18 protein-coding genes and 1 pseudogene are annotated in these 24,542 nt (G+C 63.2%); 10 read left to right on the top strand and 9 right to left on the bottom strand.

Annotation, left to right across the window (positions count from 1 at the left end; all coding sequences use genetic code 11):
- Nucleotides 1–131: 131 nt before the first annotated feature.
- The 3 genes from R3F00_RS04600 to R3F00_RS04590 all read right to left on the bottom strand — a co-directional run bounded on the left by R3F00_RS04600 (nucleotide 132) and on the right by R3F00_RS04590 (nucleotide 2,525).
- Nucleotides 132–851 (bottom strand): PaaI family thioesterase, encoded by a 720-nt coding sequence (locus R3F00_RS04600; protein WP_371280539.1) that lies wholly within the window; start codon nucleotides 849–851, stop codon nucleotides 132–134.
- A 165-nt stretch (nucleotides 852–1,016) separates the two neighbouring features.
- Nucleotides 1,017–2,060 (bottom strand): alpha/beta hydrolase family protein, encoded by a 1,044-nt coding sequence (locus R3F00_RS04595; protein WP_371280538.1) that lies wholly within the window; start codon nucleotides 2,058–2,060, stop codon nucleotides 1,017–1,019.
- A gap of 84 nt (nucleotides 2,061–2,144) precedes the next feature.
- Complete coding sequence (locus R3F00_RS04590; RefSeq protein WP_371280537.1) at nucleotides 2,145–2,525, bottom strand: hypothetical protein; 381 nt, start codon at nucleotides 2,523–2,525, stop codon at nucleotides 2,145–2,147.
- Between the two features lie 458 nt (nucleotides 2,526–2,983).
- Between R3F00_RS04590 and R3F00_RS04585 the strand changes: the two genes are divergently transcribed.
- Complete coding sequence (locus R3F00_RS04585; protein WP_371280536.1) at nucleotides 2,984–3,496, top strand: DUF1203 domain-containing protein; 513 nt, start codon at nucleotides 2,984–2,986, stop codon at nucleotides 3,494–3,496.
- Nucleotides 3,497–3,520: 24 nt separating this feature from the next.
- On the opposite strand, the gene R3F00_RS04580 is transcribed toward R3F00_RS04585, so the two are convergent.
- Nucleotides 3,521–5,125 (bottom strand): electron transfer flavoprotein-ubiquinone oxidoreductase, encoded by a 1,605-nt coding sequence (locus R3F00_RS04580; RefSeq protein WP_371280535.1) that lies wholly within the window; start codon nucleotides 5,123–5,125, stop codon nucleotides 3,521–3,523.
- Between the two features lie 103 nt (nucleotides 5,126–5,228).
- Between R3F00_RS04580 and R3F00_RS04575 the strand changes: the two genes are divergently transcribed.
- Nucleotides 5,229–6,641: an amidase gene (locus R3F00_RS04575; RefSeq protein ID WP_371280534.1), complete on the top strand. Its 1,413-nt coding sequence runs from the start codon at nucleotides 5,229–5,231 to the stop codon at nucleotides 6,639–6,641.
- Nucleotides 6,642–6,740: 99 nt separating this feature from the next.
- On the opposite strand, the gene R3F00_RS04570 is transcribed toward R3F00_RS04575, so the two are convergent.
- From R3F00_RS04570 to R3F00_RS04555, 4 genes are read right to left on the bottom strand one after another with little or no spacing between them, the layout of a single operon-like run.
- A complete protein-coding gene (locus R3F00_RS04570; RefSeq protein ID WP_371280533.1) occupies nucleotides 6,741–7,370 on the bottom strand; it encodes an ABC-type transport auxiliary lipoprotein family protein in 630 nt (209 codons plus the stop codon).
- Nucleotides 7,367–8,311 (bottom strand): MlaD family protein, encoded by a 945-nt coding sequence (locus R3F00_RS04565; RefSeq protein WP_371280532.1) that lies wholly within the window; start codon nucleotides 8,309–8,311, stop codon nucleotides 7,367–7,369. Before R3F00_RS04565 ends, R3F00_RS04570 begins: the two co-directional genes overlap by 4 nt.
- 2 nt (nucleotides 8,312–8,313) lie before the next feature.
- Nucleotides 8,314–9,114 (bottom strand): ABC transporter ATP-binding protein, encoded by an 801-nt coding sequence (locus R3F00_RS04560; RefSeq protein ID WP_371280531.1) that lies wholly within the window; start codon nucleotides 9,112–9,114, stop codon nucleotides 8,314–8,316.
- Nucleotides 9,111–10,223: an ABC transporter permease gene (locus R3F00_RS04555; RefSeq protein WP_371280530.1), complete on the bottom strand. Its 1,113-nt coding sequence runs from the start codon at nucleotides 10,221–10,223 to the stop codon at nucleotides 9,111–9,113. The genes R3F00_RS04560 and R3F00_RS04555 overlap by 4 nt, the downstream gene beginning before the upstream one ends.
- A 481-nt stretch (nucleotides 10,224–10,704) precedes the next feature.
- On the opposite strand from R3F00_RS04555, the gene R3F00_RS04550 reads away from it, so the two are divergent.
- The 4 genes and pseudogenes from R3F00_RS04550 (at nucleotide 10,705) to R3F00_RS04535 (ending at nucleotide 16,814) form a co-directional block, all read left to right on the top strand.
- Nucleotides 10,705–11,940: a threonine/serine exporter ThrE family protein gene (locus tag R3F00_RS04550; protein WP_371280529.1), complete on the top strand. Its 1,236-nt coding sequence runs from the start codon at nucleotides 10,705–10,707 to the stop codon at nucleotides 11,938–11,940.
- Between the two features lie 2 nt (nucleotides 11,941–11,942).
- Nucleotides 11,943–12,629 (top strand): YoaK family protein, encoded by a 687-nt coding sequence (locus tag R3F00_RS04545; RefSeq protein ID WP_371280547.1) that lies wholly within the window; start codon nucleotides 11,943–11,945, stop codon nucleotides 12,627–12,629.
- Nucleotides 12,630–12,818: 189 nt separating this feature from the next.
- Nucleotides 12,819–15,005: pseudogene (gene hrpA, locus R3F00_RS04540) on the top strand (ATP-dependent RNA helicase HrpA); the annotation flags it as partial.
- A 66-nt stretch (nucleotides 15,006–15,071) separates the two neighbouring features.
- Nucleotides 15,072–16,814: a DUF3418 domain-containing protein gene (locus R3F00_RS04535; protein WP_371280546.1), complete on the top strand. Its 1,743-nt coding sequence runs from the start codon at nucleotides 15,072–15,074 to the stop codon at nucleotides 16,812–16,814.
- A gap of 21 nt (nucleotides 16,815–16,835) precedes the next feature.
- Here R3F00_RS04535 and R3F00_RS04530 read toward each other — a convergent pair whose 3' ends face one another.
- The gene (locus tag R3F00_RS04530; RefSeq protein WP_371280528.1) at nucleotides 16,836–17,315 is read right to left on the bottom strand and encodes a hypothetical protein; all 480 of its coding nucleotides are present in this window, start codon (nucleotides 17,313–17,315) and stop codon (nucleotides 16,836–16,838) included.
- Between the two features lie 235 nt (nucleotides 17,316–17,550).
- Between R3F00_RS04530 and R3F00_RS04525 the strand changes: the two genes are divergently transcribed.
- The 4 genes from R3F00_RS04525 (at nucleotide 17,551) to R3F00_RS04510 (ending at nucleotide 24,426) form a co-directional block, all read left to right on the top strand.
- Nucleotides 17,551–18,561, top strand: coding sequence for a hypothetical protein (locus R3F00_RS04525; RefSeq protein WP_371280527.1), 1,011 nt, complete (start codon nucleotides 17,551–17,553; stop codon nucleotides 18,559–18,561).
- 146 nt (nucleotides 18,562–18,707) lie between these two features.
- Nucleotides 18,708–20,834, top strand: coding sequence for a bifunctional (p)ppGpp synthetase/guanosine-3',5'-bis(diphosphate) 3'-pyrophosphohydrolase (locus R3F00_RS04520; RefSeq protein ID WP_371280526.1), 2,127 nt, complete (start codon nucleotides 18,708–18,710; stop codon nucleotides 20,832–20,834).
- Nucleotides 20,835–21,021: 187 nt separating this feature from the next.
- Complete coding sequence (locus tag R3F00_RS04515) at nucleotides 21,022–23,568, top strand: protein kinase (protein ID WP_371280525.1); 2,547 nt, start codon at nucleotides 21,022–21,024, stop codon at nucleotides 23,566–23,568.
- 60 nt (nucleotides 23,569–23,628) lie between these two features.
- On the top strand, nucleotides 23,629–24,426 hold the full coding sequence (locus R3F00_RS04510) for an NRDE family protein (RefSeq protein WP_371280524.1): 798 nt from the start codon (nucleotides 23,629–23,631) through the stop codon (nucleotides 24,424–24,426).
- Nucleotides 24,427–24,542: the final 116 nt, after the last annotated feature.

Raw genomic sequence — 24,542 nt, 5'->3', positions numbered from 1 at the left:
TGTGGAGTCGGCTCCAGGCGGCCGCCTGTTGTGGTGTCGCCGGATCCATCCAGACCCGCCATTGCGCTAGGCGCAGCGCGACTCAGTGCATTGATCCGGCGTCCGCCCTCTCCTCCGCCCGCGGCAGCTCGTCAATGCCACTGGCTCAGGGGTACTTCAATCCAGACGGCCCTGGCCCGGGCAATCACCTCACCGCTCGCGTTGCAGATGGCCGAGCCGGCGAAGTGCTTTCTGCCTTCAACTCCGAGCTTCCAGCCAACAGCGACCAGTTGATCTCCATGCGAGACACTGCCGGGTACTGACGCGGTCAGTTCCCCAAGCACGATAGCAACTTCTTGGGCCAGCGGAAGGATCGCGAATGCACCAGTGCAATCGAGCGCGGACCAGAGGAACTCGGGCTGGATGAGACCCTCGGCATTGGCCAGCGAGTGATCGGGAATCCATGGGGCCGCCACAAGGCCGGACTTGCCGGTTGCCCCGGGGAAGATGCGCAAACCGTCGGACAGCTCGCGCTCGGGGCCGCAGACGAAACAACCCGGAAACGGATGCTGATGAAAGCCGACAAACGAATGACTGCTGGCTTCGGCCTGCTCGAAAGTCGGAACCGCTGGAACCTCCAGATCAAGTTGCGCGCTGCCCGCTTCGCCGATCAGGGTCTCATCCAGGAACAGTCGCGCACCCTGGTCCGAAGTCTCCAGTCGCAACTCGACTTCCAGTGGCGGGGGTGCCTTGAGTCGCACCCGAGCCGTGCCATGCAGATGGGCGGCAATGCGTCCGCACACATAGCCGCCATTGCCTGATTTCGGTGGACCGCGAAATCGTTCGGAAATGCTGAAGCGTTCGACATGCATGATTGTCACCGTGAATGAGACGCAAGCTTTGGAAGGCATGCGGGGGACGCAGCATGCGCGGGATCGGGCATCCTGCTGCATCCATTGCAGCGAATGCAAACTCACCGGACTGATGCCAAGTGGGGCAGGGCGTCCGCGCTGCTCACCGCTGCCTGCCCGGCTCGACTATTCGCGCGTCACCACGACGTACTTCCCGATCAGGCCAGGGTGCCGGGCCGGCCAGCTGTCGAGCTGTGGAAAGCCGCTGCCTGCTTGCTCGAGAAAAGTCAGGGACAGCGCCCTGGTGTCTGCCTTCACCTTCTCGGCGACCTGTTTCGAATCGAAGTAGCGCCGATCGGTGAACACGTTGTGGCTGCCTTCGTTGTAGATCGCCAGCACCTTGTGCCCACTGCCGGTTGCATCGAAGATCTTCTCGCGATCGGACACGCCCGAGTTGAATCCGGGAATGCGAATCACGTCGTCTTCAGTGGTGATGTGCAAGGTCGGGATCGTAATCGATGCGAGAATTGGCCGAAAATCGGGCTCGCCGTAGAACGGCGGCGCGGATATCAGGATGGCAGCCGAAATTCTCGGGTCGCGGAAGTTCAGGACTTCGCCATTGCGGGTGACCGTTGCGCCCGCTTCGAGCAGGGTGGTGTTGGCGCCATAGGAGTGGCCTGCCGCGGCGATCTGATCGAGTGCGATGTGCGGCCCGAGGCGGCTGGCAAGCAGGCGATCCAGCGCGAATCGTGCATCCTTGACTCGCGCGATCGCTTCGGCGTCGCTGGCGGCGCTCTGGAATCTGGAGATCAGGGAGAATGGATTGCCCAGCCACAGCGATCGGTCGCTGCCGACATGCTGCAGATGCAGGCTGGCGATGCCGTGTTCGGCCCAGTAGCGCCCGAGGTAGGTGTAGCCGTCGCGCGAGCTGCCGATCCCCGGCGAGAAGATGACCAGGGGAACCGATTCCGACTGCGCCGCTACCGGCCAGAACAGACGGGCCGGTACCCTGCGCGAGCGTGCCGCATCCATCCACGCCAGGTTGACGACCTTGTAGCCAGCACTGGGGTCGGGAAGAATCGTGTGCGTCGTTTGCGAGTGCGCCCCTTGTGTGCCGTGTGCGTGAATCCACAACGGCATGCCGAGCACGAGCAAGGGCAGCCAGACGATCGGCGTCAGCAGTGCAGCGCGCAGTCGACGCCGAATGGCAAGGAAAACTGAGCGGCTCATGACGGGCAAGCGGATGTCCTGAAAAAAGCGTCCCGGCGCGTGCCAGTGCGGCCGCGCGCGGGAATTCAAAGCAAAAAAGGCCGGCTAGTGGCGCTTCTTGGGTCGACCGGTCTTGATCGGCGTCAGCGCGGTCAGTGCAGCGTGCAGGCCCGGGTTGTCCATTCGCTCCAGCGCCTGCAAACCGGCGCGCAGCAGTTCGCTCTTCTTTGCCGGTCGCTTGAACTCGATTGCCCTGGCCTTCAGCCTCGCAATCCGTTCGAAGTCCTCGCGCGGCATCGTGAAACTGTCGCGGACAAGCTTTACGCGCACCTTCGGCGCTTCGGCAGGCGCAGTCTTGGACTTTGGCTTCCTCTCGACCTTGCGGGGTTTCTTCTCGGCCTGTTTCGACTTTGCGGACGTTGAGGCCGCTTTTCTTGCAACTTTCTTGCTGCCGGCTGCGGCAGCTGGCTTGGCTGACTTGTTCATGCGGGGTTCGCCAGAAAACGGTGTAAACAGTTTATATCGTTTCGTGCGAAGTGCAATGCGCCGGGTGCGCCGAACTTGCCGCCGTTGGGCCTGGGACGACTTCGAAAGGGACCTGACCAACCCGGTTCCAAAGGCATGGAGCCCGCCCTGGTGGCTCTGCCAGGCCGGCAGGCGAGCTGGTATTTCCGCTCCGGTCGCCTCGAAGCCGTCGGCAAAGATGGCATCGACATTGAGCTCAATCGCCCCCGCCTCGCAGTGTGGAATCTCGCAACTTTGTCAGTGCCGCTCGGGATGAGTGCCGGTCCGGCGGCAACGGGTTGCCTGCCTGATCGAACAGTCATGCATGTCTCCGGGCAACGCGCATGCGAGCACGGCCGATTGATGCTGCCGGTGTGGGCCCGAACGTCATGTGTGCAAGGTCCGGATTCGGCCAGTAGCGAAGCGCGTGCCGTGATGCAATGGCACATGCCGACACCGGCAAGGCAACTTCAGAGGACAGCAACCCGATGAGAATGAGAGTCGAAGGAATAGCACATGAAGAAGCAGTCCGAATCCGCAACGGGGGCGCCGATGCAAACGGCCAACCCGCGTTGCTGAAAACAGCAGATGCAGGCGCCAATCCCTGCCGCCACTGTCTTGGTCTGATCGCCGAGGGCAGTCCGATGCTCGTACTGTCCTGGCGGCCGTTCGAGACGGTCCAGCCCTATGCCGAATCCGGTCCGATCTTTCTGCATGCGGAAGAATGCGATCGCTACCAAAGCGATCATCTGCCGACCTGGTTCACGCATTTCGACCCTGCCATCGTTCGTGGCTACGATGGCAATGACTGGATCCGTTACGAGACGGCGCGCATCGTCAAGGGCGACGAGATTGCAGCGACATGCGAATCACTGCTCGAGAATCCCGAGGTGGCCTATGTCCACATCCGCTCGAAGTTCAATTGCTTCCAGTGTCGCGTGGATCGGGCATGAATCGGCGACAGACCGATGTCCGGATCACATGTTCTGGTAGTTCGGCCCGCTGCCGCCTTCGGGTGTGACCCAGGTGATGATCTGGTAGGGGTCCTTGATGTCGCAGGTCTTGCAGTGCACGCAGTTGGCCGCGTTGATCTGCAGGCGCTTGCCGGAATCGTCCTCGACGATCTCGTAGACGCCAGCCGGGCAGAAACGCGTGCAGGGGTTGTCGTACTCTTCGGCGCACCGGGTGATGCATACATTCGTGTCGGCGACCTTGAGATGGACCGGCTGGTCTTCATCGTGTTCGGTGGCGGCGAAATAGACGCTGGCGAGACGATCGCGTGGAGGCAGGCTGCGATCGGTCCAGTCGCGATTCGGTGATTCGTAGTTGGCGATCTTGTTCAGCGCCGAATGATCGGCATGGTTCTTCAGCGTCCACGGCGACAGACCCGCGGTGACCGTTTCCCAGCCGGCATTGGCCAGGCCGAACCACATGCCCTTGTTGAAACCGGGGCGAATGTTGCGCACCTTGCGCAGTTCCTTCATGACGACGGAGCCGCGCAGCTTCGCATCCCAGCCGTCGCTCTTGCCGGTTTCGGCAATGTGTTCGGCGGCGAGCATGCCGGAGCGCATGGCCTGGTGGGTGCCCTTGATCTTGGGCACGTTGACCAGGCCTGCGGAGTCGCCGATCAGCATGGCGCCCGGCATCTCGACCTTCGGCAGCGACTGGTAGCCGCCTTCGATGATCGCGCGCGCGCCGGCCGAGAGAATCTCGCCACCCTCGAGCAAGGGCTTGATCATCGGATGGTTCTTGAGTTGCTGGAAGGCTTCGAACGGTTTGAATTCCGGATCGACGTAGTCGAGTCCGGCGACGAAGCCGATCGCGACGCGATCCTTGTCGAGGTGGTACAGGAAGCTGCCGCCGTAGGTGGCCGGGTCGAGCGGCCAGCCAAAGGTGTGCACGATCTTGCCTGGCTCGCCGCGCCCTTCGGGCAGCTGCCAGAGTTCCTTCAGGCCGATGCCATAGGTCTGCGGATCGCTGTCCGCATCGAGCTTGTAGCGTGCGATCAGCTGCTTGCTGATGCTGCCTCGGCAACCTTCGCCCAGCACGGTGATCGGCGCGATGATATCGATGCCTTCGGTGTAGCCGGGTTTGTGCGCGCCGTCGCGGGCCACGCCCATGTCGCCGATGCGGACACCCTTGACCGCTCCGGCTTCATCGAAAATGGCTTCAGACGCGGCAAAACCCGGGAAGACATCGACGCCCAGCGCTTCGGCCTGTGGTGCCAGCCATGCGCAGAGTGCGCCCAGCGAGACGATGAAGTTGCCGTGATTGTTCATCTGCGGCGGTGCGATCGGGAATTTGGTCGCGCGCTCGTGATCGCGCAACCACCAGAATTCGTCCTTCGCCGCCGGCACGCAGATCGGTGGCGGATTCGCCCCCCATTCGGGCAGTAACTCGTTCAGCGGCTCGGGCTCGATGACCGCGCCGGACAGGATCTGGGCGCCAATCGCCGAGGCTTTTTCAATCACGCAGACGTTCAGATCGGGCTTCAGCTGCTTCAGGCGGATCGCGAAAGCGAGCCCGGCCGGGCCTGCGCCGACCGTGATGACGTCGTATTCCATCGTTTCGCGTTCGCTCATTTCGAGGTCCTGTCTGCTTCGGGCCAGCGCTCATTGTCCGGGTTCGGGATGCCGGCAGCAATTCGCAGTTGCGGCATAATCGGGGATCGAACAGGATTAACGCATGACTGACATCCAAGAAGCGGAACTTTCCAGCCAGCGATTGCGCGGTGCGAGCACTTTCCAGTTGCTGCACTGGATGGCTTCGGGGCGCCTCGCGCCGAGTCGACTTTGCGCGGTATATGAAGAAGCCATCGCCGACCTGAACGAAGCCTTGAACGCTTTTGTCGCGCTCGACAAGACGGCCGCCAGGGATGCCGCTGCCAGCGATCAGCGCCGAAATGGAAAGACGATCATTGGCCGCCTCGATGGTGTAGCGGTCGCGATCAAGGACAATATCGACGTGGCAGGTCTGCCGACCGCATTGGGATTGGCCGGTCGTGCGGCGCGCATTGCCGAGTCCGATGCCACGGTGGTTGCCCGGCTGCGTTCCGCCGGTGCGATCATTCTCGGCAAGACGGCGGTCGATGAAGGTGCGCTCGGTACGACCGGAACCACGGCCAACACCGGCGCGACCCGGAATCCGCATCACCCCGAATTCATTGCCGGAGGTTCATCAGCCGGTTCCGCCGCAGCGGTTGCCGCGGGCCTGTGCAGTTTTGCCATCGGTACCGATACGCTGGGTTCCGTGCGCATCCCCGCCAGTCATTGCGGTGTATTCGGATTGCGTCCGACCGTCGGCGAGATCTCGACTGCCGGAATGATTCCCGCAGCGCGACGCCTCGATAGCGTCGGTATCCTGGCGCGCTCGGTGCAGGATCTGGCCGTCGTGCTTCAGGTGCTCGATGCCTATGACGTCGAGGATGTGCGCTCGCGCCGGAGACGCGTGGCCTTGTCGCCTCCCGATTGGGAGCCGGGACGTCTGCGCAGCGGTTTCCTGCCGAATCTGGCGTCGCTCGGCGTGAGTCCGGAGGTCTGCAGCCTGTTCGCCCGTGCCACCGACGCGCTCGGACTGGAACTGGGCGAACGCATGGATGCGGATTTCTCGGATTACGATTTCGCCCGCGTCCGTCGCGCCGCGCTATTGATCATGGAAAGCGAACTGGCCTGCGAGCTGGAATCCGATCTGGATGACGGTGCGCATCCGGTATCGGCGCGCCTGCGCGACATGCTGGGTTTCGCCCGGCACAAGTCTGCGGTGCACTACGCGGCTGCCGATCGCATGCTCGACGGTGCGGTGCTCAAGGCACGCCAGTTGTTCGGGCAGATCGATGTGCTGGTGCTGCCGACTGTTTCGCAGGGGCCTTACCGGATTGGCGAGACCGAGCGGGCCAACGATGCGGATCTCTGCAGCTTCGCCAGCGTCGCCGGCTGCCCGGCCATCAGTCTGCCGATGGGCAAGCTCGAAAGCGGTTTGCCGGTCGGCCTGCAACTGGTGGGCGCGCCCGGTTCGGACCTGCGCCTGATCGAGTTGGCCGAAGTTTGCGCTTCGACGCTGGACGCGACGCCAGACTATCCGGTCCTCCCGCCCCGCTGATCGCGGCGATTTCGTCGACCCTGCATTGCACGATGTCGGGGTTTGCTTCGCTCGCCATCAAATGCGCGAGTCCGGGCAGGCGAAAACTCCACTCCCCGCTCAGGGCTTTTTCCCGTTCTCATGCAGGTTGCCCTGCTCGATGGTCCATTCGACCAGCTTGGGCAGCATTTCATCGAGCGCCTGCTCGAAGGCCCTGACCGTGTCGCCGACATCGCTGCTGGCGGCAGGCGCAAGCGCGTCGAAAGGCCTCGTCGCCACGATCCGGTTGCTGGCGTGGTCGAACAGCTTGGCCGTGAGCCGGATCGCCGCTTCGGCATTGTCGCCGCTCATCTCGACCTGGAATCCGCGCAATTCCAGGGATAGCGCATAGTCACCGCTGAGCCCTGCGTCGGCGGCGCTGACGCCACTGATGCGGCCGTCACTGTCGAAGGCCTGCACGATCAGGCTGCGCAGCATGATCGGTGCAGGATCTCGCCAGCGCGCAGCTGGATACACCTCAAGCACGCCAGGCGATGGCATTACGGCGATATGGGTCGAGTCGAGCGTTGCGCTGGTGCGTGGCGTATCGATCAGGAGCTGCCACTCGATCGAGGCAGCACCGGCTGCGCTGGCCGGCAGGTTCACCTGGGGTGCGTAGATGGCGAATGGCGTGTGCTTGCCGCCCAGGGCGGAGCAGGCGCTGAGAAAGACCAGCACGCCGGGCAGCAGGAATCGAAGATTGCGCATCATTTCGGATTGAACTCCCGAGGTTGGTCGCGATTGAGCAGCAGGGTATTGGAGCTGCCGAGCTGGTCACTGAGCTGGCGGAAGGAGCGTAGCGTTTCGCGAAGTTCGTACAGCGTCGGACCCACCTGGCGCAGGCCCTGGTTGCTGAAGTTGGAAAGCGCGGCCTGGTTTTCGGTCACCAGCAGATCGGCCGACTCGGCGACGCGTTCGATCGATGCGATGGCCTTGTCGGTGGATTCCAGAACGCGTCGAACATCCGTATTGATCAATTCGTTGGTTGTGGTGGCCATGTTGTGCAGGGTTGCGAGCGTCGATTTGAGCTCGCTGCTGGCATCGGCCAACTGGGTCAGGGCGATGGTCATGTCCTGACGCTGGTCGGCGACCGTGGTCGTGATCAGATTGATGTTCTCCAGCGTCGCGGTGACGTGATCGATGTTCTCCCTGGACAGCAACTGACCGACCCGCAGCAGCGATTCATTGACGCTGGTGACGATATCCTCGCCCGAGGCCATGATCTTGGCCAGGGCCGACTCTTCGGCCACGATCACCGGCACCGGGTGCTCCGGAGTCGGCAGCAAGGGCTTGCTGCCCGGGCTGCCGCCCGACAATTGAATGAAGGCCGTGCCGGTCAGGCCAAGCAGGCCGAGTTTGGCCTTGGTATCCACCTTGACCGGTGTGTCGCCATCAAGCCGGATGAGGGCCACGACCTTTCTCGGGTCCTTGGCGTCCAGCTTGAGCTGGGTGACTTCGCCGACCTTGATGCCGTTGTACTGCACGAGGCCGCCCTTGGACAGGCCGGTCACGGCTTCGGTGAAAACGACCTCGTAGTTGCTGAACTTGCTGTCGGCACCCGAGTTGGAAAGCCAGAGCACGAAGCCGAGCCCGACCAGGAAGGCGGTGATGGCGAATGCTCCTATGAGAACGTGGTGTGCACGGGTTTCCATCGTCAATGGCCTGCGGGTTGGTGTGCGTGATTGGCGGATGCGCGTTGCGCCGCGCGCCCGCGGGGACCCTGGAAGTATTCCTGGATCCATTCATTGCTGTTGTTTTCCACGACATCCAGCGAGTCGGCGACGAGGATGCGTTTTTCGGCCAGCACGGCGACCCGGTCGCAGATCGTGTACAGCGTATCGAGATCGTGGGTGATCAGGAATACGGTCAGGCCAAGACTGTCGCGCAAGGTCAGGATCAGCTGATCGAATGCTGCGGCACCGATCGGATCCAGACCGGCGGTGGGCTCGTCCAGAAACAGGATGTCCGGATCCAGGGCCAGCGAGCGCGCCAGTGCGGCGCGCTTGACCATGCCGCCCGACAATTGCGCCGGATACTTGTCGGCCGAACTCAGCGGCAGCCCGGCCAGGGAAATCTTGAGCTTGGACAGATGGGCCACCCATTGCGGGTCGATATCGTGGTGTTCGGTCAGCGCGACCGCCACGTTCTCGGCCACGGTCAGTGAGGAAAACAGGGCGCCGTTCTGAAACAGTACTCCGCAGCGACGTTCAATCATGGCGCGACGCGCATCGGTCAGGGTCGACACCTCTTCGCCGAACAGCTTGATGCTGCCTGCAGCCGGGTGACCCAGGCCGATGATCGAACGCAGCAAGACCGATTTGCCCGATCCGGAGCCGCCGACCACACCAATGATGTTGCCACGATAGACATCGAGATCCAGATTCTCGTGCACGACCTGGCTGCCGAACTGGTTGCGCAGGCCGCGAATGCGGATGACCGGCTCTTCCTGGCTCATAGATCGATTTCCATGAAGAAGATTGCGGCCAGTGCATCGATCAGGATGACCACGAAAATCGATTGCACGACGCTTGAGGTGGTGTGCGAGCCCACCGACTCCGCACTTCCGGAAACCTTGAATCCTTCCAGGCACCCGATCGCGGCAATCAGGAAGGCGAAGATGGGCGCCTTGCTCATGCCGACCCAGAAGTGGCGCACGGTTGTCGTTTCGTGCAAGCGCACGATGAACATGGTCGGGGATACATCAAGCGCAAACACGCAGACCGCTGCGCCCCCGATCAGTCCGGCCAGCATGCCGACCAGGGTCAGGATCGGCATCGACACGAGCAGGGCCAGGACCCGCGGCATGACCAGCACATCGACAGGCTCGAGGCCCAGGGTGCGGATGGCGTCGACTTCCTCACGTGCCTTCATCGAGCCGATCTGTGCGGTGAACGCGCTGCCCGAGCGGCCCGCGACCATGATTGCTGTCAGCAGCACGCCGAATTCGCGCAGGAAGGAATAGCCGACCAGTTCCACCGTGTAGATGCTGGCCCCGAACTCCTTGAGCACGGTTGCGCCCAGGAAGGCGACAACGGCACCGACCAGAAAGCACAGCAATCCGACGATGGGCAGCGCGTTCAGGCCGGTCTGCTCGATGTGCGCGATCGTCGAAGTGAGTCGCCAGGTGCCTGGCCGGAATACCGTGCGCCCGAACGCCGACAGGATCAGACCGACGAATCCGATCAGCTCGACGGCATTGTTCCAGAATTCCTCCAGAGAAGCGCCCACATTGGCCACGCTGGAAAGAAAGCCCGTATCCCGCTTTGGAGGGGCGGCAGGCGGCGCATTTTCTGCCTTTGCGACCGCGGCAATCAGCTTTCGCACAGCCTCGGAATCGACCTTGACGCGGGCTGGATCGTCGTCGACCAGCTCGAGCAGGATGCTGGCCCCGGCCGTGTCCATGCGCCCGACGGCGCTGGCGTCCACACTGACCTGGGTGCCGATGCCACGGCGCAACGTCTTGCATAGCGCGGACAGCGCGTTCAGGTGATCGAGCGTCCAGTCGCCGCTGGCAACGATCGTGTTGCTTTCTTCAGCGAAGCTGGCAGTTCCGATGCTATCCATTCAGCCAGGGAATCCGTTGTCAGACGATGCCAATTGCATGGCGTTAAGCGAGTAGCCGGCGGGGCGGTGTGCAAAATGCGGATTGTTCCGGGATGTCGCCCCGTCAACGCCCGATTTCATCGGAATGAATGGCGAAACTCGTTCGCCACGATTGCCTACCATCCTGCCTACGGCTCCTCGACATTCGCACGCGTGCAAAGGTTAGCAGCTATCCTGCACACTTCGTCGCGTGGATCGTCATTCCGGATGGCCGCAGCAAGCGAGGCCCCGCCGGATTGCGTGCCAGGCGCGATGGCATGGTCGTCCGGATTTCGGCGGCCCGTCGGGGGGGTGATCCATTGAATGCCGCAGGCCCAGCCCCAGATGGCTGGCGCGGCTTGCAGCTCGATGTGTCGATGCACCGGGAGCGGCGATCGTCGCGCCGCAAACCGCGCGCCTGTGGCTGTCGCCCGATCCCGCAAGAACCTGATGGACAAGCTGAATGACCAGTGTGCCCCTGACCACGCGTGTGGAATTCATCGTCGAGCTGGCCAGGCGCCTGCACGAGTACGGCACGGCGGCTCCGCGACTGGAAGCCGCAATCAGCCTGGTGGCCCAGCGCCTTTCTCTGAGCTGCGACATCCTGTCGACGCCAACCTCGATCATCATGTCGTTCTCGCACCTGGGCAACAGCGAAAGCGGGATCGCGGAACTGACCCAGGTGCTGCGTCTGCCGCCAGGTGAGGTGAACCTGAAGCACCTGTGCCTGGTCGACGAGATTGCCGATCAGGTCATCAACGGCAGCATGGATCTGGCGGAGGGCAGGCGTCGGCTGCGCGATATCGCCACGCTGAAACCCTCGCTGGCGATAAAATTGCTGACCCTTCTGGCCTATGCCGTGGCACCTGCCTGCGTCGCCGCGATCCTGCTCACAGGCTGGGCAGGTGTCGGCACCGCGGCAGCGATCGGATTGGTGACCGGCGTGACCGCGCTCAGTGCGCGCAAGCGACCGAATATCGCGGCAGCGTTCGAGGCCATATCGGCGCTGTTGGCGACCATCATCGCCACCGTGGTCGCGGTCTATCTGGTTCCGATTCAGGTGCGCTCGGTAGTGGTTGCCAGCCTGATCATCCTCTTGCCCGGCATGAGCCTGACTGCAGCCGTGCGCGAACTGTCCAGCCAGGATCTCGTATCCGGCACGGCTCGCATGGCGGGCGCAATGGCGGTACTGCTGAAACTCGCATTCGGTACGGTTGCAGCGACGCAGATCTGTGCCCTGTTTGGCCTGGTGCCGCCGCCGGTGCCGCTGCTGGCGATTCCGGCCTGGACCGAATGGGTCGCGGTGCCGCTGTCGGCGATCACGTTTGCGATCACCTTCCGCAGTCCCCTGCGCTACTTTCCGATCGTCATCGGCGCGGTCATCGCCGGCTACATTTGCACGCGCGTCGGCGGCGTCTATGTCTCGGCCGCTTTCGGCGTGTTCGCTGGCGGCCTGCTCCTTGGCGCCGCCAGCAACGTGTTCGCGCGAGTATTCAATCGACCCGGAGCGCTGATCCGCGAGCCCGGCATCATCCTGCTGGTACCGGGAAGCGTTGGCTTCCGCACGCTCAGTTTCGTCTTCGAGCGGGATGTCATGCTCGGGCTGGATACCGGCATTACCCTGATGACCCTGCTTGTGGCCCTGGTCGCTGGCCTGCTGTTCGGCGACTTGCTCGTTCCACCGCGGCGCAAGCTCTGATGATCATCGCAAGACTTCCACGCTGGGTGCTGGCAGGCGGTGCCTTGCTGGCGTTTGTCGCGGGTATCGTCAACGCCACCGGGTTCCTCGGCGTGCAGCATCAGGGCATCACCCACCTGACCGGCACAACGACGCTGCTCGGCATTGCGCTTGGCAATCAGGATTTCCGCGTGGCGGCGCATTTTGCCGCGCTGATCCTCGCCTTCATGACGGGCTGTACGCTCAGCGGCATGATCATCCAGGATTCCACGCTGCGACTAGGACGACGCTACGGTGTGGTCCTTGCTCTCGAAGCCTTGCTGCTGGTGCTCGCCGTGCCCTTGCTGGGAGTGGACAATTTCCTCGGCGACTGCCTGGCTTCGGCGGCTTGCGGCCTGCAAAACGCGATGGTCAGCACCTACAGCGGTGCCGTCCTGCGAACCACGCATTTTTCCGGCACCCTGACCGATCTCGGTATTTTCTTCGGCCATCGATTGCGAGGCGTGCCGGTCGATTCGCGTCGCGTGCGCCTGTTGCTGGCCCTGGTCACTTCATTTCTGATCGGCGCGGTAGTCGGAAGCTGGCTGTTTGCCGCCTATCTCTACAACGCCCTGTATGTGCCCGCCATCCTGACCGGGGCAACGGGCATTGCCTACGCAGGCTACAGGCACTATCAATTGCGTCGGGAAGGAGTGGGAAGCGCGAAATAGGGAGTGGAAAGCCTTTCAGTCCAGCGCTCATGAAGTCCCGCAAGATCGGGGCGTGCAACGGCACAGACCGGCCTCCGTCAAGCGCGGCATCGACAACCGGTTGGGCGCCAGCCGCTATCATGTCGCCTTTCTGCGCACGGCCTTTGCCCGGTTTCGTGCACTGCCTGCAGCACAGCCTCCCGACGACCCATGTCCGAACTGAAAAAACTCGAAACAGCGCTGTCGGGCATCATGTCGCGCGATCGCGGACGCCTGCTCGGCCGCTGGCGGCGATTGCAGACGGCTCCCGCCAGCGCGACGCCCGAACAAGTCGCCAGGCTGACTTCGGAGATCGAGGCATCGACTGCCCGCGTTGCGGCGCGAGCGGCCCGTGTGCCGGCCATTCGTGTCGACGAGTCATTGCCGATAGCGGATCGCAGCGACGAAATCATCAAGTTGATCCGCGCGCACCAGGTCATCGTGCTGGCCGGCGAGACCGGCTCCGGCAAGACCACCCAGTTGCCCAAGCTCTGCCTTGCTGCCGGGCGTGGCGTTGCCGGCATGATCGGCTGCACGCAGCCGCGCCGAATTGCTGCACGCACGGTCGCCCGACGCGTAGCCAGTGAACTCGGCACGACGGTCGGCGACCTGGTCGGTTTCCAGGTGCGCTTTACCGAGCAGGTCGGTGATGCCGCCCTGATCAAGTTCATGACCGACGGCATCCTGCTCGCCGAAACACAGGGTGACGCCTGGCTCAGCGCCTACGACACCATCATTCTCGACGAAGCTCACGAGCGCAGCCTCAATATCGATTTCCTGCTTGGCTATCTCAAGCGGCTGCTGGCCAGGCGGCGCGACCTCAAGTTGATCGTGACTTCGGCCACCATCGATACCGCGCGATTCGCGGAACACTTCGACAACGCCCCCGTGATCGAGGTTGAGGGACGTGCCTACCCGGTCGAAGTACGCTGGCGGCCACCGCCGGAGCGTGGCGAGACGAGTCTGGTCGAGCAGATTGTCGATGCCATGGATGAGATCACGACCGAGGATCCGCGTGGTGACGTGCTCGTGTTCCTGCCCGGCGAGCGCGAGATTCGCGACGCCCACCTCGCCCTTGACCGACGCAAGTATCGCGAGACCGAGGTGCTTGCGCTGTATGCGCGACTTTCCGCCAACGAACAGGACCGCGTTTTCAAACCGGGCCCGAAGCGGCGCATCGTGCTGGCGACCAATGTCGCCGAGACCTCACTGACCGTTCCGCGAATTCGTTTTGTCGTCGATACCGGCACGGCGAGAGTCAAGCGCTACAGCCAGCGCGGGCAACTCGAGCGCCTCCACATCGAGCCGATTTCGCGGGCCGCCGCCGACCAGCGCAAGGGCCGCTGTGGGCGTGTCGGAGCCGGCATTTGCTATCGCCTGTACGCGGAAGACGATTTCGCCGAACGACCGGCCTATACCGATCCCGAAATACTGCGTACTTCGTTGGCGGGCGTAATCCTTCGCATGCTGAGCCTGAAGCTTGGCGACGTCGCCGACTTCCCGTTCGTGGAGGCGCCGCCCGAGCGCGCAATCGGCGATGGATATCGGCGTCTGATCGAGATCGGGGCGATCGACGAGCAACATCGAATGACCCGAATCGGCGCCACGATCGCAAGCGTGCCGGTCGATGTCGCACTGGCACGCATGCTGATCGAGGCTCAGCGACTTGGCGTCTCGCGCGAGCTGATGATCCTGGTCTCGTTCCTGAGCATTCAGGATCCGCGCGAACGTCCTGCTGACTCACGCCCGCAAGCCGATGCCGCGCACGCCCTTTTCACCGACCCGAAATCCGACTTCCTCGGCGTATTGAATCTCTGGGCTGCCTACGCAACGGCCCACGAGGAATTCACCCAGTCAAAGTTGCGCGACTGGTGTCGCGCCCATTTCCTGTCGTTCATGCGCATGCGCGAATGGCGCGAGCTGCATCGGCAGTTGGTGGTTCAGGAGCCGGGAGTGGGGAATCGGGAATGGGGAATGGGAAGGGCGGGAAACGGGAACCAGGAATCCGGAGTCGAGAGGGGCAAGAACGGGCGCAAAGGCAGCGCAAGAAGCAAGACAGGAGCGGCATCAAGCAAGTCGGATGCACCTCAAACCGCTTCAACCATTCCCCATTCCCGATTCCCCATTCCCGACAACAGTGAATCCATTCACCGTTGTCTGCTCAGCGGCTGGCCGACTCAGGTCGCGCGAAAGGATGAGAAAAATCAGTACCGCGGAACGCGCGAGCGGAAGTTCGCGATCTTTCCAGGCTCGGCGTTGGCGAAGTCGCCACCGCAGTGGTTGCTGGCCGGGCAGATCATCGACATCGGCAAGGTCTACGCCATGCAGTGCGCGCGCGTCGAACCCGTCTGGATCGAGCAGCAGGCGGCGCATCTGGTCCGGCGCAGCTGGCACGATGCGCACTGGTCGCGCAAACGCGGTGCGGTGATCGCATTTGAGCAGGTCATCCTGTTTGGCCTGATCCTGGTTGAGCGACGAGCGGTCCAGTACGGCAGGCAGGAGCCGGAGTTGGCACACGAGATATTCGTGCGCGAGGCGCTGGCTACCGGCGAGATCAACGCGCGCGCGGACTTCATCCAGGCCAATCAGCGCACGCTTTCGAAGGCCGCGGAAATCGAGGCCAGGCAGCGCCGCTCCGGCCTGCTCAAGTCGCCCGAAGAACTGGCGGGTTTCTTTGCCGGGAAAGTGCCCGCCGACATCCATACCAGTGCAGCGCTCGATTCCTGGTACCGCAAGGCCACGCCGGCCGAACAGGCCGGATTGCGCTGGTCCCTGGCAGACGTGCTGTCATCCACGCCCGGGTTCGCCGCCGAAGCTTTTCCGACCACGTTGGCAGTCGGTGCTCACGAGGTTCGTCTGGAGTATCGATTCGTTCCCGGGGATCCGGCGGACGGAGTAACCGCCCATGTGCCTCTTGCGCTGCTGAATGCCATGTCGGCGCATGCCTGCGAGTGGCTGGTGCCGGGACTGCTCAATGAAAAGGTTGCCGAACTGATCCGGGGATTGCCCAAATCCCTGCGTCGAAACTTCGTGCCGGCGCCTGATTTTGCGCGCGCTTTTGTCGAATCCCTGGGCAAGCAACGCGCACCTCGCCAGCAACCATTGACCGAGTCGCTGGCGGAGTATCTCGAGAAAGTGACCGGTGTCGACATTTCTGCCAACGATTTTTCGGCGACAGGATTGCCGGCGCATCTGCTGATGCGCTTTCGCGTCGAGGATGAAAAAGGCCGGCAGCTTGCGGAGGGCAGGGATCTGGCCGCGATCCAGAAATCCTGGGCTTCAGCCGCACGCGAGGCATTTTCACAGCGCGCCGATGCCGAGCTGACGCGGGAGGATCTGAGCGGCTTCGATCTCGAGGACATCCCCGAGTCAATTCGTTCCCCCGAAGGTCTGGTCGCATGGCCCGCACTTGTCGATCTTGGCGATAGCGTGGCCTTGCGCGTCTTCGAGAACGCAGACGACGCCCGCGAACAGCACCGGCATGGCCTCGAACGACTTCTGCGTCGCGCGCTGGCAGACAAGGTCAAGCAGGCGCGACGACAACTGCCCCTGGCCAACCTGACCGCTTTGAAGTGGGCGGCATTGGGCAGCGCCGAAACCCTGCGTGCCGACCTGGTCGAAGCGGCACTTGCCGAGCGCCTTCAGGCCCATGTGCTCGACGCCCGGACACGGGCTGCCTTCGAAAGTCTCAGGTCACAACTCGGCAGTGAGTTGTTTGCCGCCGCCGTCGAGCGCTTGAAGCTTGCCGAGGCCATCATCGAGGCCCATGCCGAGCTGATGCCGTGGCTGGAACCGCCATTGCTGGGTTTTGCAACGGCCAACTACGAGGACCTGCTCGAACAGCGCGACGAATTGCTTTCGCCGGGATTTCTTCGCGACACCGACCCTCGGCGACTTGCGCATTACCCGCGTTACCTGCGCGGCATGCGCCTGCGCGCAGAGCGGCTGCGCCAGGATCCGTCCCGGGATCAGGCGCGCATGTTCAACGTGCACACGTACTGGCGCGAATACCTCAAACATCGGGCGAGCGGAAATGCCGATCCGGACGCGCTCGAGGAACTGCGCTGGCTGATCGAGGAATTGCGCGTTTCGGTGTTCGCTCAGGAACTGCGCACGGCGGAGCCGGTTTCGCCAAAACGCCTGGCCAGCGTGCTGGCCAGACTTTGATCGGGTTCGACGCGGGGCACTCTACTTGATGCGCTTGACGCGTACGTCACATGCGCAGCCGTCAACGTACATGAGCCAGCTGCCAAAGCTCATCGGCTTGATGCGCACGCTGGGCGAGATGAGACGATATCCGCCCTTCGAACCGGATTCGGCCTGCTCCCAGACCTGGCCGTTTTCGAGGGTGACGCGGGTCTTCGTTCCCCAGCCATTGAATTCGCCCACGATATTCGATTCGATCAGCTGACGCTCGCTGCCGTCGGCATAGAAGACAGTCGAACCATCGGCCTTGATCATGGGCGCGCCCATCTGGCTGACCCCCTTGGTCTGGATCCATTCGTTCAGGAATTTCAATTCTTCCGGAGTCAACTTCTCGAGGCCCGCTGCCTTGAATTCCGATTGCGACATGCGCTCCTCGAACGTGGGAGTCTGGGACTGCGCCAGGACGCCAGCGGACAACGGAAGGACGAGAAACAGGGCGATAAACAGGGCTCGGGAATGCATGACTTGGGCTCTTGGCATTGGTCAAAACGTGACCAGTTGGTCGAAAACTCGTTGTCTAACGGGAGGTTAACAGGTGCGTTGCGGAAATTCAGAGGGTAGAATGTCAGCCCGTGCAGTCTAGCATCGGGCAACGGAAAACCGTGTGCCCTGTTTTTGCGTGAGCGTTGGACGAAATGCCGATGCCACAGGCGATCCCTTCCCCGATTCACCATGTAAACCGGATTTGATGAAATTGATGAACAAGAATCTTGCTCCCAGCTTGCGGGCCGCGCTCTCCCTCGCACTGATCGCCGGTTCCGGCGCGGTCCTTGCAGATGGCACTTCCGCCCTGATCGGCGGTGATCTGGTCTCTGGAGACCAGGCCACGGTTGAACTCGATGCCAATGTGTCATCGGCCTTCAGTTTCCAGAAGCCGACAGTGGGGCCTTCGACGGCGACTGCCTATTTCACATCCCATGTCTTCTGCGCGGAATCGCCACTTGAGCCGAGCCAGACGACCCTGCGTCCCCGCTTCCAGCAGTCGGTTGCACAGGGCAGCAATGTCTGGCGTTTCCCCGACATTTATCTGCAGTCCCTTGTCTACGAAGGCAGCGGCTTCCACAAGAACGGAGCGCCCACGCTCTATCTCGGTCAGGCCTCGAATCTCGCAACCAGCCAGTTCCGCTGCCTGAATTCGGTGCCGGGATCCAGCACGGAATATCCGAACGTCAGCCAGGGCCTGTTCGATAGCGGCTTCGGTGGGAATTCCGCGCCCACGCCGCCCAGCGGCCCGCACCAGAACATCGTTGTCACGGGCGAGGCGTTTCCTGGCTTCACCGGCAAGGCTGTCACCGTTGTCAGCGTCGAGATGCAGTTCGATCCGTCCTCGCCGGCAGCGGCCGGCTGGACCCTGGTCGATGGGTTCAACACCCAGGCACTGTCCGCGAGCTTCGATGCAAACTGGTGCCTGCTGCGATCGGACTGGGTGCCGGGTTCGGTTCCGCCGGCCGGGCTGTGCGACGACACCAGCATCCTGTTTCCGGGCTTCTTCAAGGAGACCGGCCCGTATGTCTACCAGCCGCTGGTGTTTCCGATTAGTAGCACCGGCCCGTTCCAGGTGCTGGTCTATCGTGACGTAGTGGGCAGCCCCGCTGCAGGAACGCCTGCGCAGGGATTTGCTGCCATTCGCACCAGCGGTGGCATGGCCGGCGTACCCGAAGAAGTGCAGGACTGGTACAGCGACGACAGCGTCTGGTACGTCTACTGACGCCCGTCACCTGATTTTCCGCGGCGGTTGGAGGCTCCGACTGCCGCGGGTGCTCCCTGTTGAGCCCGCGCCGCAGCACTCCTGCGTTCAACCAGCGTGAATGGCCATTGCCGGGGCGTCCGCGTACCTGATTCGAGGATGGTGTCGTGAACCAGCCCAGCGAAGGGCCGAATAGTCCGGTTTCCACGGTCGCCACGCTGGCCCGTATCGAAGAGCGGTTGGCTGGACAGCCGGAAGTTCGCGCTCGCTGGGATGCGGATGCCGCCCAGAGACAGGCAATCCTCGCTGAGCTCGAGCGCCTGGAAACCGGGAGCGCCGCCCAGGTTGCGTTGTTGCTGCATGAGGCCATGCGGGCAGGCTGCGAATTTGGTGCCGCCGACCTGAAGGCGTTCGGTGAGGAAGTGGCAGACCTGGTCGAAGGCCAGCGTGCTGCCGAAAAGGTCTGGCCTCTCTACTCGGTACGCGCAGGATCTGGCGCAGCAGAGGGCTTGCGCCGCCTGCTGCTGGCGATCATCCGCGACTTGCGCGTTGTTTTCATCCTGCTGGCCGGACAGCTCGTGCGCATGCGCAGCGCGATGAGCCTGGATGTCGCCGAGCGCCAGGCACTGGCCCAGCTGACTGCCGACATCCATGCTCCGCTGGCCAATCGCCTGGGCATATGGCAGCTGAAATGGGAGCTGGAGGATCTCGCCTTCCGCTACCTGCAGCCCGAGACGTATCGACGCATCGTCGAACTGCTCGACGAACGCCGGGGCGATCGTGAGGCCTGGATCGCGCAGGCACGCTCGATCCTGCAGGCAGCGCTGGATGAAGCCGGAGTCGAGGCCGAGATCGCCGGTCGGCCCAAGCACATCAGCTCGATCTGGAAGAAAATGCAGAAAAAGGGGCTGGATTTCTCCGGCCTCTACGATATTCGTGCGCTGCGCGTTCTCGTCAAGGATGTGCCCGCCTGCTATGCGGCGCTCGGCGTCGTGCACTCGCTGTGGCCATTCATCGCCGGAGAGTTCGACGACTATATCGCCAGCCCAAAGGGCAACAACTACCAGTCCCTGCACACCGCGGTGGTCGGCCCCGCGGGGCGCACGCTCGAGGTGCAGATCCGCTCGCACGACATGCACGCCAACGCCGAACTCGGCTTTGCCGCCCATTGGCGCTACAAGGAAGGCAGCGGCGGCGACGCGAGCTTCGAACGCAAGATCGCCTGGATGCGCCAGTTGCTTGAATCGCGCGACGATCAGGATGATGAGTCGGCCTTGTTGGCCAGTTTCCGCACCGAAGTCATCGAGGACCGCGTCTACCTGCTGACTCCTAAAGGGCAGGTCGTCGATCTGCCCAAGGGTGCGACCGTTCTGGATTTCGCCTACGTGATCCACACCGATGTCGGACACCGCTGCCGCGGTGCCAAGGTCAACGGGCGCATTGTTCCGCTGACGTTCCAACCAGCCAGCGGCGACCGCATCGAGATCCTGACCGGCAAGACCGCCGAGCCGCGCCGCGACTGGCTGTCCAGCCACCATGGATTCCTGCATACGGCTCGCGGCCGCAACAAGGTCCGCAGCTGGTTCAAGCAGGCAGACCGGGAAATCAACATCGCCGCCGGTCGCAGCGTTCTCGAACGCGAGTTCAAGCGTCTGGCCCTGCACAACGTCGAGCTCGACAGCCTGCCGGCGCGCTTCGGCCTGCGCAGCGTGGATGATCTTTTCGAAGCTCTGGCCCTGGGCGACGTGACCCCCACCCAGATCGCACGCACCTTGCACGAGGGTGAGCGCAACGAGGAACTGGTGCCTTCCCGCACTTCCATGCCGAAGCTGCCGACGCGCGCGCGGGACGCCCTGGTCATCGAGGGGGTCGGCAACCTGTTGTCCGTGCTGGCGCGCTGCTGCCAGCCTGTTCCGGGCGATCCGGTCTGCGGGTTCATCACGCGCGGCCGCGGTGTCAGCGTGCATCGCGCGGACTGCCGCCAACTGCAGCGGTTGCGCACGCTGGATCCTGATCGCATCATCGAGGTCGAATGGGGAGGCGGGCGACAGCAGGCCTACGAGGTCAGCGTGGTGCTTGAGGCATATGACCGAAAGGGCCTGCACAAGGATGTCAGCAACGTGATTGCCGCAGCCAATGTCCAGATTCTTGCCATCGAGGCGCGGGTCGATCCGGGCAGCAATCAGGTGCGCATGGATCTGGCCTTGCGCGTGGCCGACTTCGGCCAGCTTTCGACCCTGCTCGGGCAACTGCATGCGCTACCCAACGTGATCGAGGCGCAGCGTCAGGTTTAAGCCAATCCGGATCAAGTGGCACAACCGTCATGGCGTTCAGAAAGTCTGCCTGCCGTACTGCGAGGCAGAGTGAAGGCTGCTGACCCTGGCAAGGCTCGCGTTGCGGCTGACGGGCGAAACGGGCAGGCGGGCTGATATGCTACAGGCCCCGCTGCAGCGCGGCAGTTTGCATGGATAGAAACCGGAAGTGATCGAAATCCCTGGATACCGATTGCTGCGCCAGCTTGGGCGTGGCGGCATGGCTACCGTGTATCTGGCGGTCCAGGAGTCCGTGGACCGCGAAGTCGCGCTCAAGATCATGTCGCCGGCCCTGCTCGTGGATCCGAACTTCGGAGAACGCTTCCTGCGCGAGGCCAAGATCGCCGCGCGCCTGCATCATCGCCACGTCGTCGGCATTCATGATGTCAGCCGGGTAGGCGACTATCACTACATCGCCATGGAATATCTGGCTGGCGGCCCGGTCCTGAGCAAGGATGGACCGGCCCGACCGGTGTCGTTCGCGTTGCGCGTGACCCGCGAAATAGCCGGCGCCATCAATTACGCCCAGCAGAAGGGCTTCATCCACCGGGATATCAAGCCCGACAATATTCTGCTGCGCGACGACGAATCCTCGGTATTGACCGATTTCGGAATTGCCCGCGCCAACGATTCGGCGACGCGCATGACGCGCACGGGTGCTGTTGTCGGCACGCCGCACTACATGAGTCCCGAACAGGCGCGCGGCAAGCAGCTCGATGGGCGTGCCGATCTGTATAGCCTGGGTGTGGTGCTCTACGAAATGCTGGTCGGGCGCGTGCCCTACCATGCCGAGGATTCGCTCGCGGTCGGCATCATGCATATCACCCAGCCGGTTCCGAAGCTGCCCGATTCCCTCTCCGTGCTGCAGCCTCTGGTCGATGGATTGCTGGCCAAGGAACCGCACGACCGGTTCCAGACCGGCAACGATGCCGCGCTTGCAATCGCGCGTTACGAACAGGCGATCGCCAGCGGCGAACTGGAGGGGCTCGAGTCGCTCACTTCGGGCGAGCGATCCGAATCGCATTCTGCCGAAACGCGAGTTTCTCCCTTGCCCCTGACCCAGCATTCGCCGCGACCGGATTCGGCCGATGCTGGCGGGCGCAACAGGGCCGATCCAAGCATGGGCAGGCTCGAGGAAATCATGGCGGCGACCGACGACCACATCATGCGTGCGCGTCGCAGCTCAGCACGGCGAGCAACCCCGAAAAAGCGACGCACCGGATTGTGGGTGACCTTGCTGGTGCTGCTTCTGGCGATGGGTTCGGGCGCCGCCCTGGTCTGGAAAAACCAGGACTGGCTGCGCGCCCTGCTGCCGAACACCGAACTCAACGACATCCTCGCGCGCGCCCAGCGCGCCCAGGATGCCGGAGAGCTCGATGGCAACCAGGGAAGCAGCGCACGCGAGCTGTTCGAGCGCGCGCGTGCACTGGATCTCGACAACGAAATCGCCCGGCGCGGACTGCGCAGCGTGGGCGAAAAACTGCTGGCGCGCGCCCGCGATGCGCTGGCACGCAACGATCCCGACACGGCGCGCAAGTCGGTGGCTGCGGCGCGCGAGCTGCTCGGTGGTGGCATCTCGGTGGACGAGGTTGACCAGGCCATTGCAGCGCTGGACGCACGCAGCACGGAAACCGAGGCATTGCTCGACTCGGCCCAACAGGCGCTTGATGCGGGTCGTATCCTGGGCGAAGACGGTGCAGTTGCCCTGTATCAGCGCATGCTGGTTGCCGATCCGGGCAATTCGCTGGCCACCGCAGGCATCAGCCGCAGTGCGAAAATCCTATCCGATCAGGCTGCTGCCGCATTTGAAGCGCGCGAACTGGAAACGGCGTCGGCCCGAATCGAGGATATCGCGCGCATCCTGCCAGCCTTCCCGGGCTTGCCGGAATTGCGTGCACAACTGGCCAGTCAGCTCGAATCGGCAGCGCAGGATATCGACAAGGATCTGACCAGGGGCGAGTCGCAATTGCGTGCCGGGCGCTATGCCGGCAATGCCGATTCGGCCCAGGCCCTGTTTGAATCCGTGCTGCAGCGCGATCCGGACAATGCACGAGCGCGCGCTGGCCTGCGCCGAGTGGCACAAGCCCTTGTGGCGCAGGCTCGTGCCGCCATCGAAGACAGCAATCCCGGGAACGCGGACAAGTTGCTCAAGCAAGCCGCGGCAATCGCCCCGGAGACGGCGGATTTGCGCAGTGCCCGGATCGAACTGCGCGAGTTGCGCGAACGCCTGGCGATCGCGGCAGAACGGCCGCCGCCCTCTGCGGCCGAAATCCAGCGCGTGCAGACCCTGATCGCCGATGCCGCATCGGCGGTGCGGGCCGGGCGGCTGATCAACCCGCCCGGCAACAGCGCCTACGACAAGTACCGCGCCGCGCTGGCGATAGATGGCAACAATCAGGATGCCCTGATCGGACTCAACCAGTTGCCGGTACGCGCCAGGCAATTGTTCGACGAGTATCTTGGCGAAGGTTCACTGGCGCGCGCGCTCGGAATGCTTGAGGTGGTTCGTCAGGTGTCTCCCGCGGACTCGACCCTGGCTTCGATGTCGGCACTGCTGGCTTCGGCCTATCTGGACCAGGCCGAAAAGCAGATGGCCAGGAGTGAGCTCGAAGATGCCAGGCGCTCGTTGAAGACTGCGCGCGATCTTAGCCCCAATCATCCCCGTCTCGGCACCATCGAACAGCAACTGCGTGGCCAGTCGACACCGGCAAACTGAAATGCGCAGCCGATTTGCAGACCCGGGTCCGAATCTGGCTGTACTTGCCTGGGCTCCTCCATGTGCATCCTGCTGATAGCGATCGATGCCGTGCTTGACTGGCCCGTGCTGCTGCTCGGGAACCGCGACGAGTTTCACTCGCGTGCGACGCTTGCCGCGCAGCCCTGGCAGGGCGCCGCGGATTGCCTCGGCGGACTCGATCGGGTCGGCGGCGGCAGCTGGCTGGCGCAACGCAACGACGGCCGCTTTGCCGCCGTCACCAATTTGCGCAGCGGCATTCCAGCGCAGGCGCCCAAATCACGTGGCATGCTGGTCCGCGACTTCGTCATCGGCAATCGACCCGCCGCAGAATTCGCCCGGCACGTTCTTGCCGAAATCCAACAATACGGCGGATTCAATCTGGTATTCGGCGATCGTTCGGCAGTCTGGTTGATTGATGGCCACAGCGCCACGGTTCAACGCCTGGGCGCGGGTGTGCATGTCGTCGGCAACGGGCCCTTCGACAGCGCCTGGCCCAAGCATGAGCGCTTGCGCAGCAACTTTGTCCGCACCGCGAATGCAGGCTGGCGAGATGATGCGAGTCTGCTCGCGCTGCTTGCCGATACCCGACAAGCCGACGATGCGGAGTTGCCGGATACCGGCGTCGGCATCGAACGCGAACGACTTCTGTCGCCCATCTTCATTCGCGGCGAGCACTACGGAACCCGGGCCAGCAGCCTGGTCATGCAGCACTCGGACGGCACGCTGCATTTCTGCGAACGCAGTTTTGCAGCGCAGGGAATTCCATCCGGCGATGTCAGTTGGGATTGCCTCTCGATCAGTGGCGAGTGGCGCCTGGGCGATGGAGTCGAAGACTGAGGCAGCACCGACCGTCGTAGCGGCGAGTCTCACACTCGCCCGCGTCTGCCAGGAATTGCGATCCATGCAGGCTGGGCCCAGTGCAGGATCCACGATGGATCTTGAAATTCGTCAGA

Origin of the sequence: Dokdonella sp. (assembly GCF_041395345.1) — a bacterium.
GTDB lineage: Bacteria > Pseudomonadota > Gammaproteobacteria > Xanthomonadales > Rhodanobacteraceae > Dokdonella.
The sequence above is the reverse complement of the archived record's forward strand: the minus strand, read 5'-3'. Positions and strand labels throughout refer to the sequence as shown.

Coding starts and splice junctions, on each gene's coding strand:
- R3F00_RS04600 (WP_371280539.1), bottom strand. CDS start 851: ATGCATGTCGAACGCTTCAGCATTTCCGAACGATTTCGCGGTCCACCG.
- R3F00_RS04595 (WP_371280538.1), bottom strand. CDS start 2,060: ATGAGCCGCTCAGTTTTCCTTGCCATTCGGCGTCGACTGCGCGCTGCA.
- R3F00_RS04590 (WP_371280537.1), bottom strand. CDS start 2,525: ATGAACAAGTCAGCCAAGCCAGCTGCCGCAGCCGGCAGCAAGAAAGTT.
- R3F00_RS04585 (WP_371280536.1), top strand. CDS start 2,984: ATGGCACATGCCGACACCGGCAAGGCAACTTCAGAGGACAGCAACCCG.
- R3F00_RS04580 (WP_371280535.1), bottom strand. CDS start 5,125: ATGAGCGAACGCGAAACGATGGAATACGACGTCATCACGGTCGGCGCA.
- R3F00_RS04575 (WP_371280534.1), top strand. CDS start 5,229: ATGACTGACATCCAAGAAGCGGAACTTTCCAGCCAGCGATTGCGCGGT.
- R3F00_RS04570 (WP_371280533.1), bottom strand. CDS start 7,370: ATGATGCGCAATCTTCGATTCCTGCTGCCCGGCGTGCTGGTCTTTCTC.
- R3F00_RS04565 (WP_371280532.1), bottom strand. CDS start 8,311: ATGGAAACCCGTGCACACCACGTTCTCATAGGAGCATTCGCCATCACC.
- R3F00_RS04560 (WP_371280531.1), bottom strand. CDS start 9,114: ATGAGCCAGGAAGAGCCGGTCATCCGCATTCGCGGCCTGCGCAACCAG.
- R3F00_RS04555 (WP_371280530.1), bottom strand. CDS start 10,223: ATGGATAGCATCGGAACTGCCAGCTTCGCTGAAGAAAGCAACACGATC.
- R3F00_RS04550 (WP_371280529.1), top strand. CDS start 10,705: ATGACCAGTGTGCCCCTGACCACGCGTGTGGAATTCATCGTCGAGCTG.
- R3F00_RS04530 (WP_371280528.1), bottom strand. CDS start 17,315: ATGCATTCCCGAGCCCTGTTTATCGCCCTGTTTCTCGTCCTTCCGTTG.
- R3F00_RS04525 (WP_371280527.1), top strand. CDS start 17,551: ATGAACAAGAATCTTGCTCCCAGCTTGCGGGCCGCGCTCTCCCTCGCA.
- R3F00_RS04510 (WP_371280524.1), top strand. CDS start 23,629: ATGTGCATCCTGCTGATAGCGATCGATGCCGTGCTTGACTGGCCCGTG.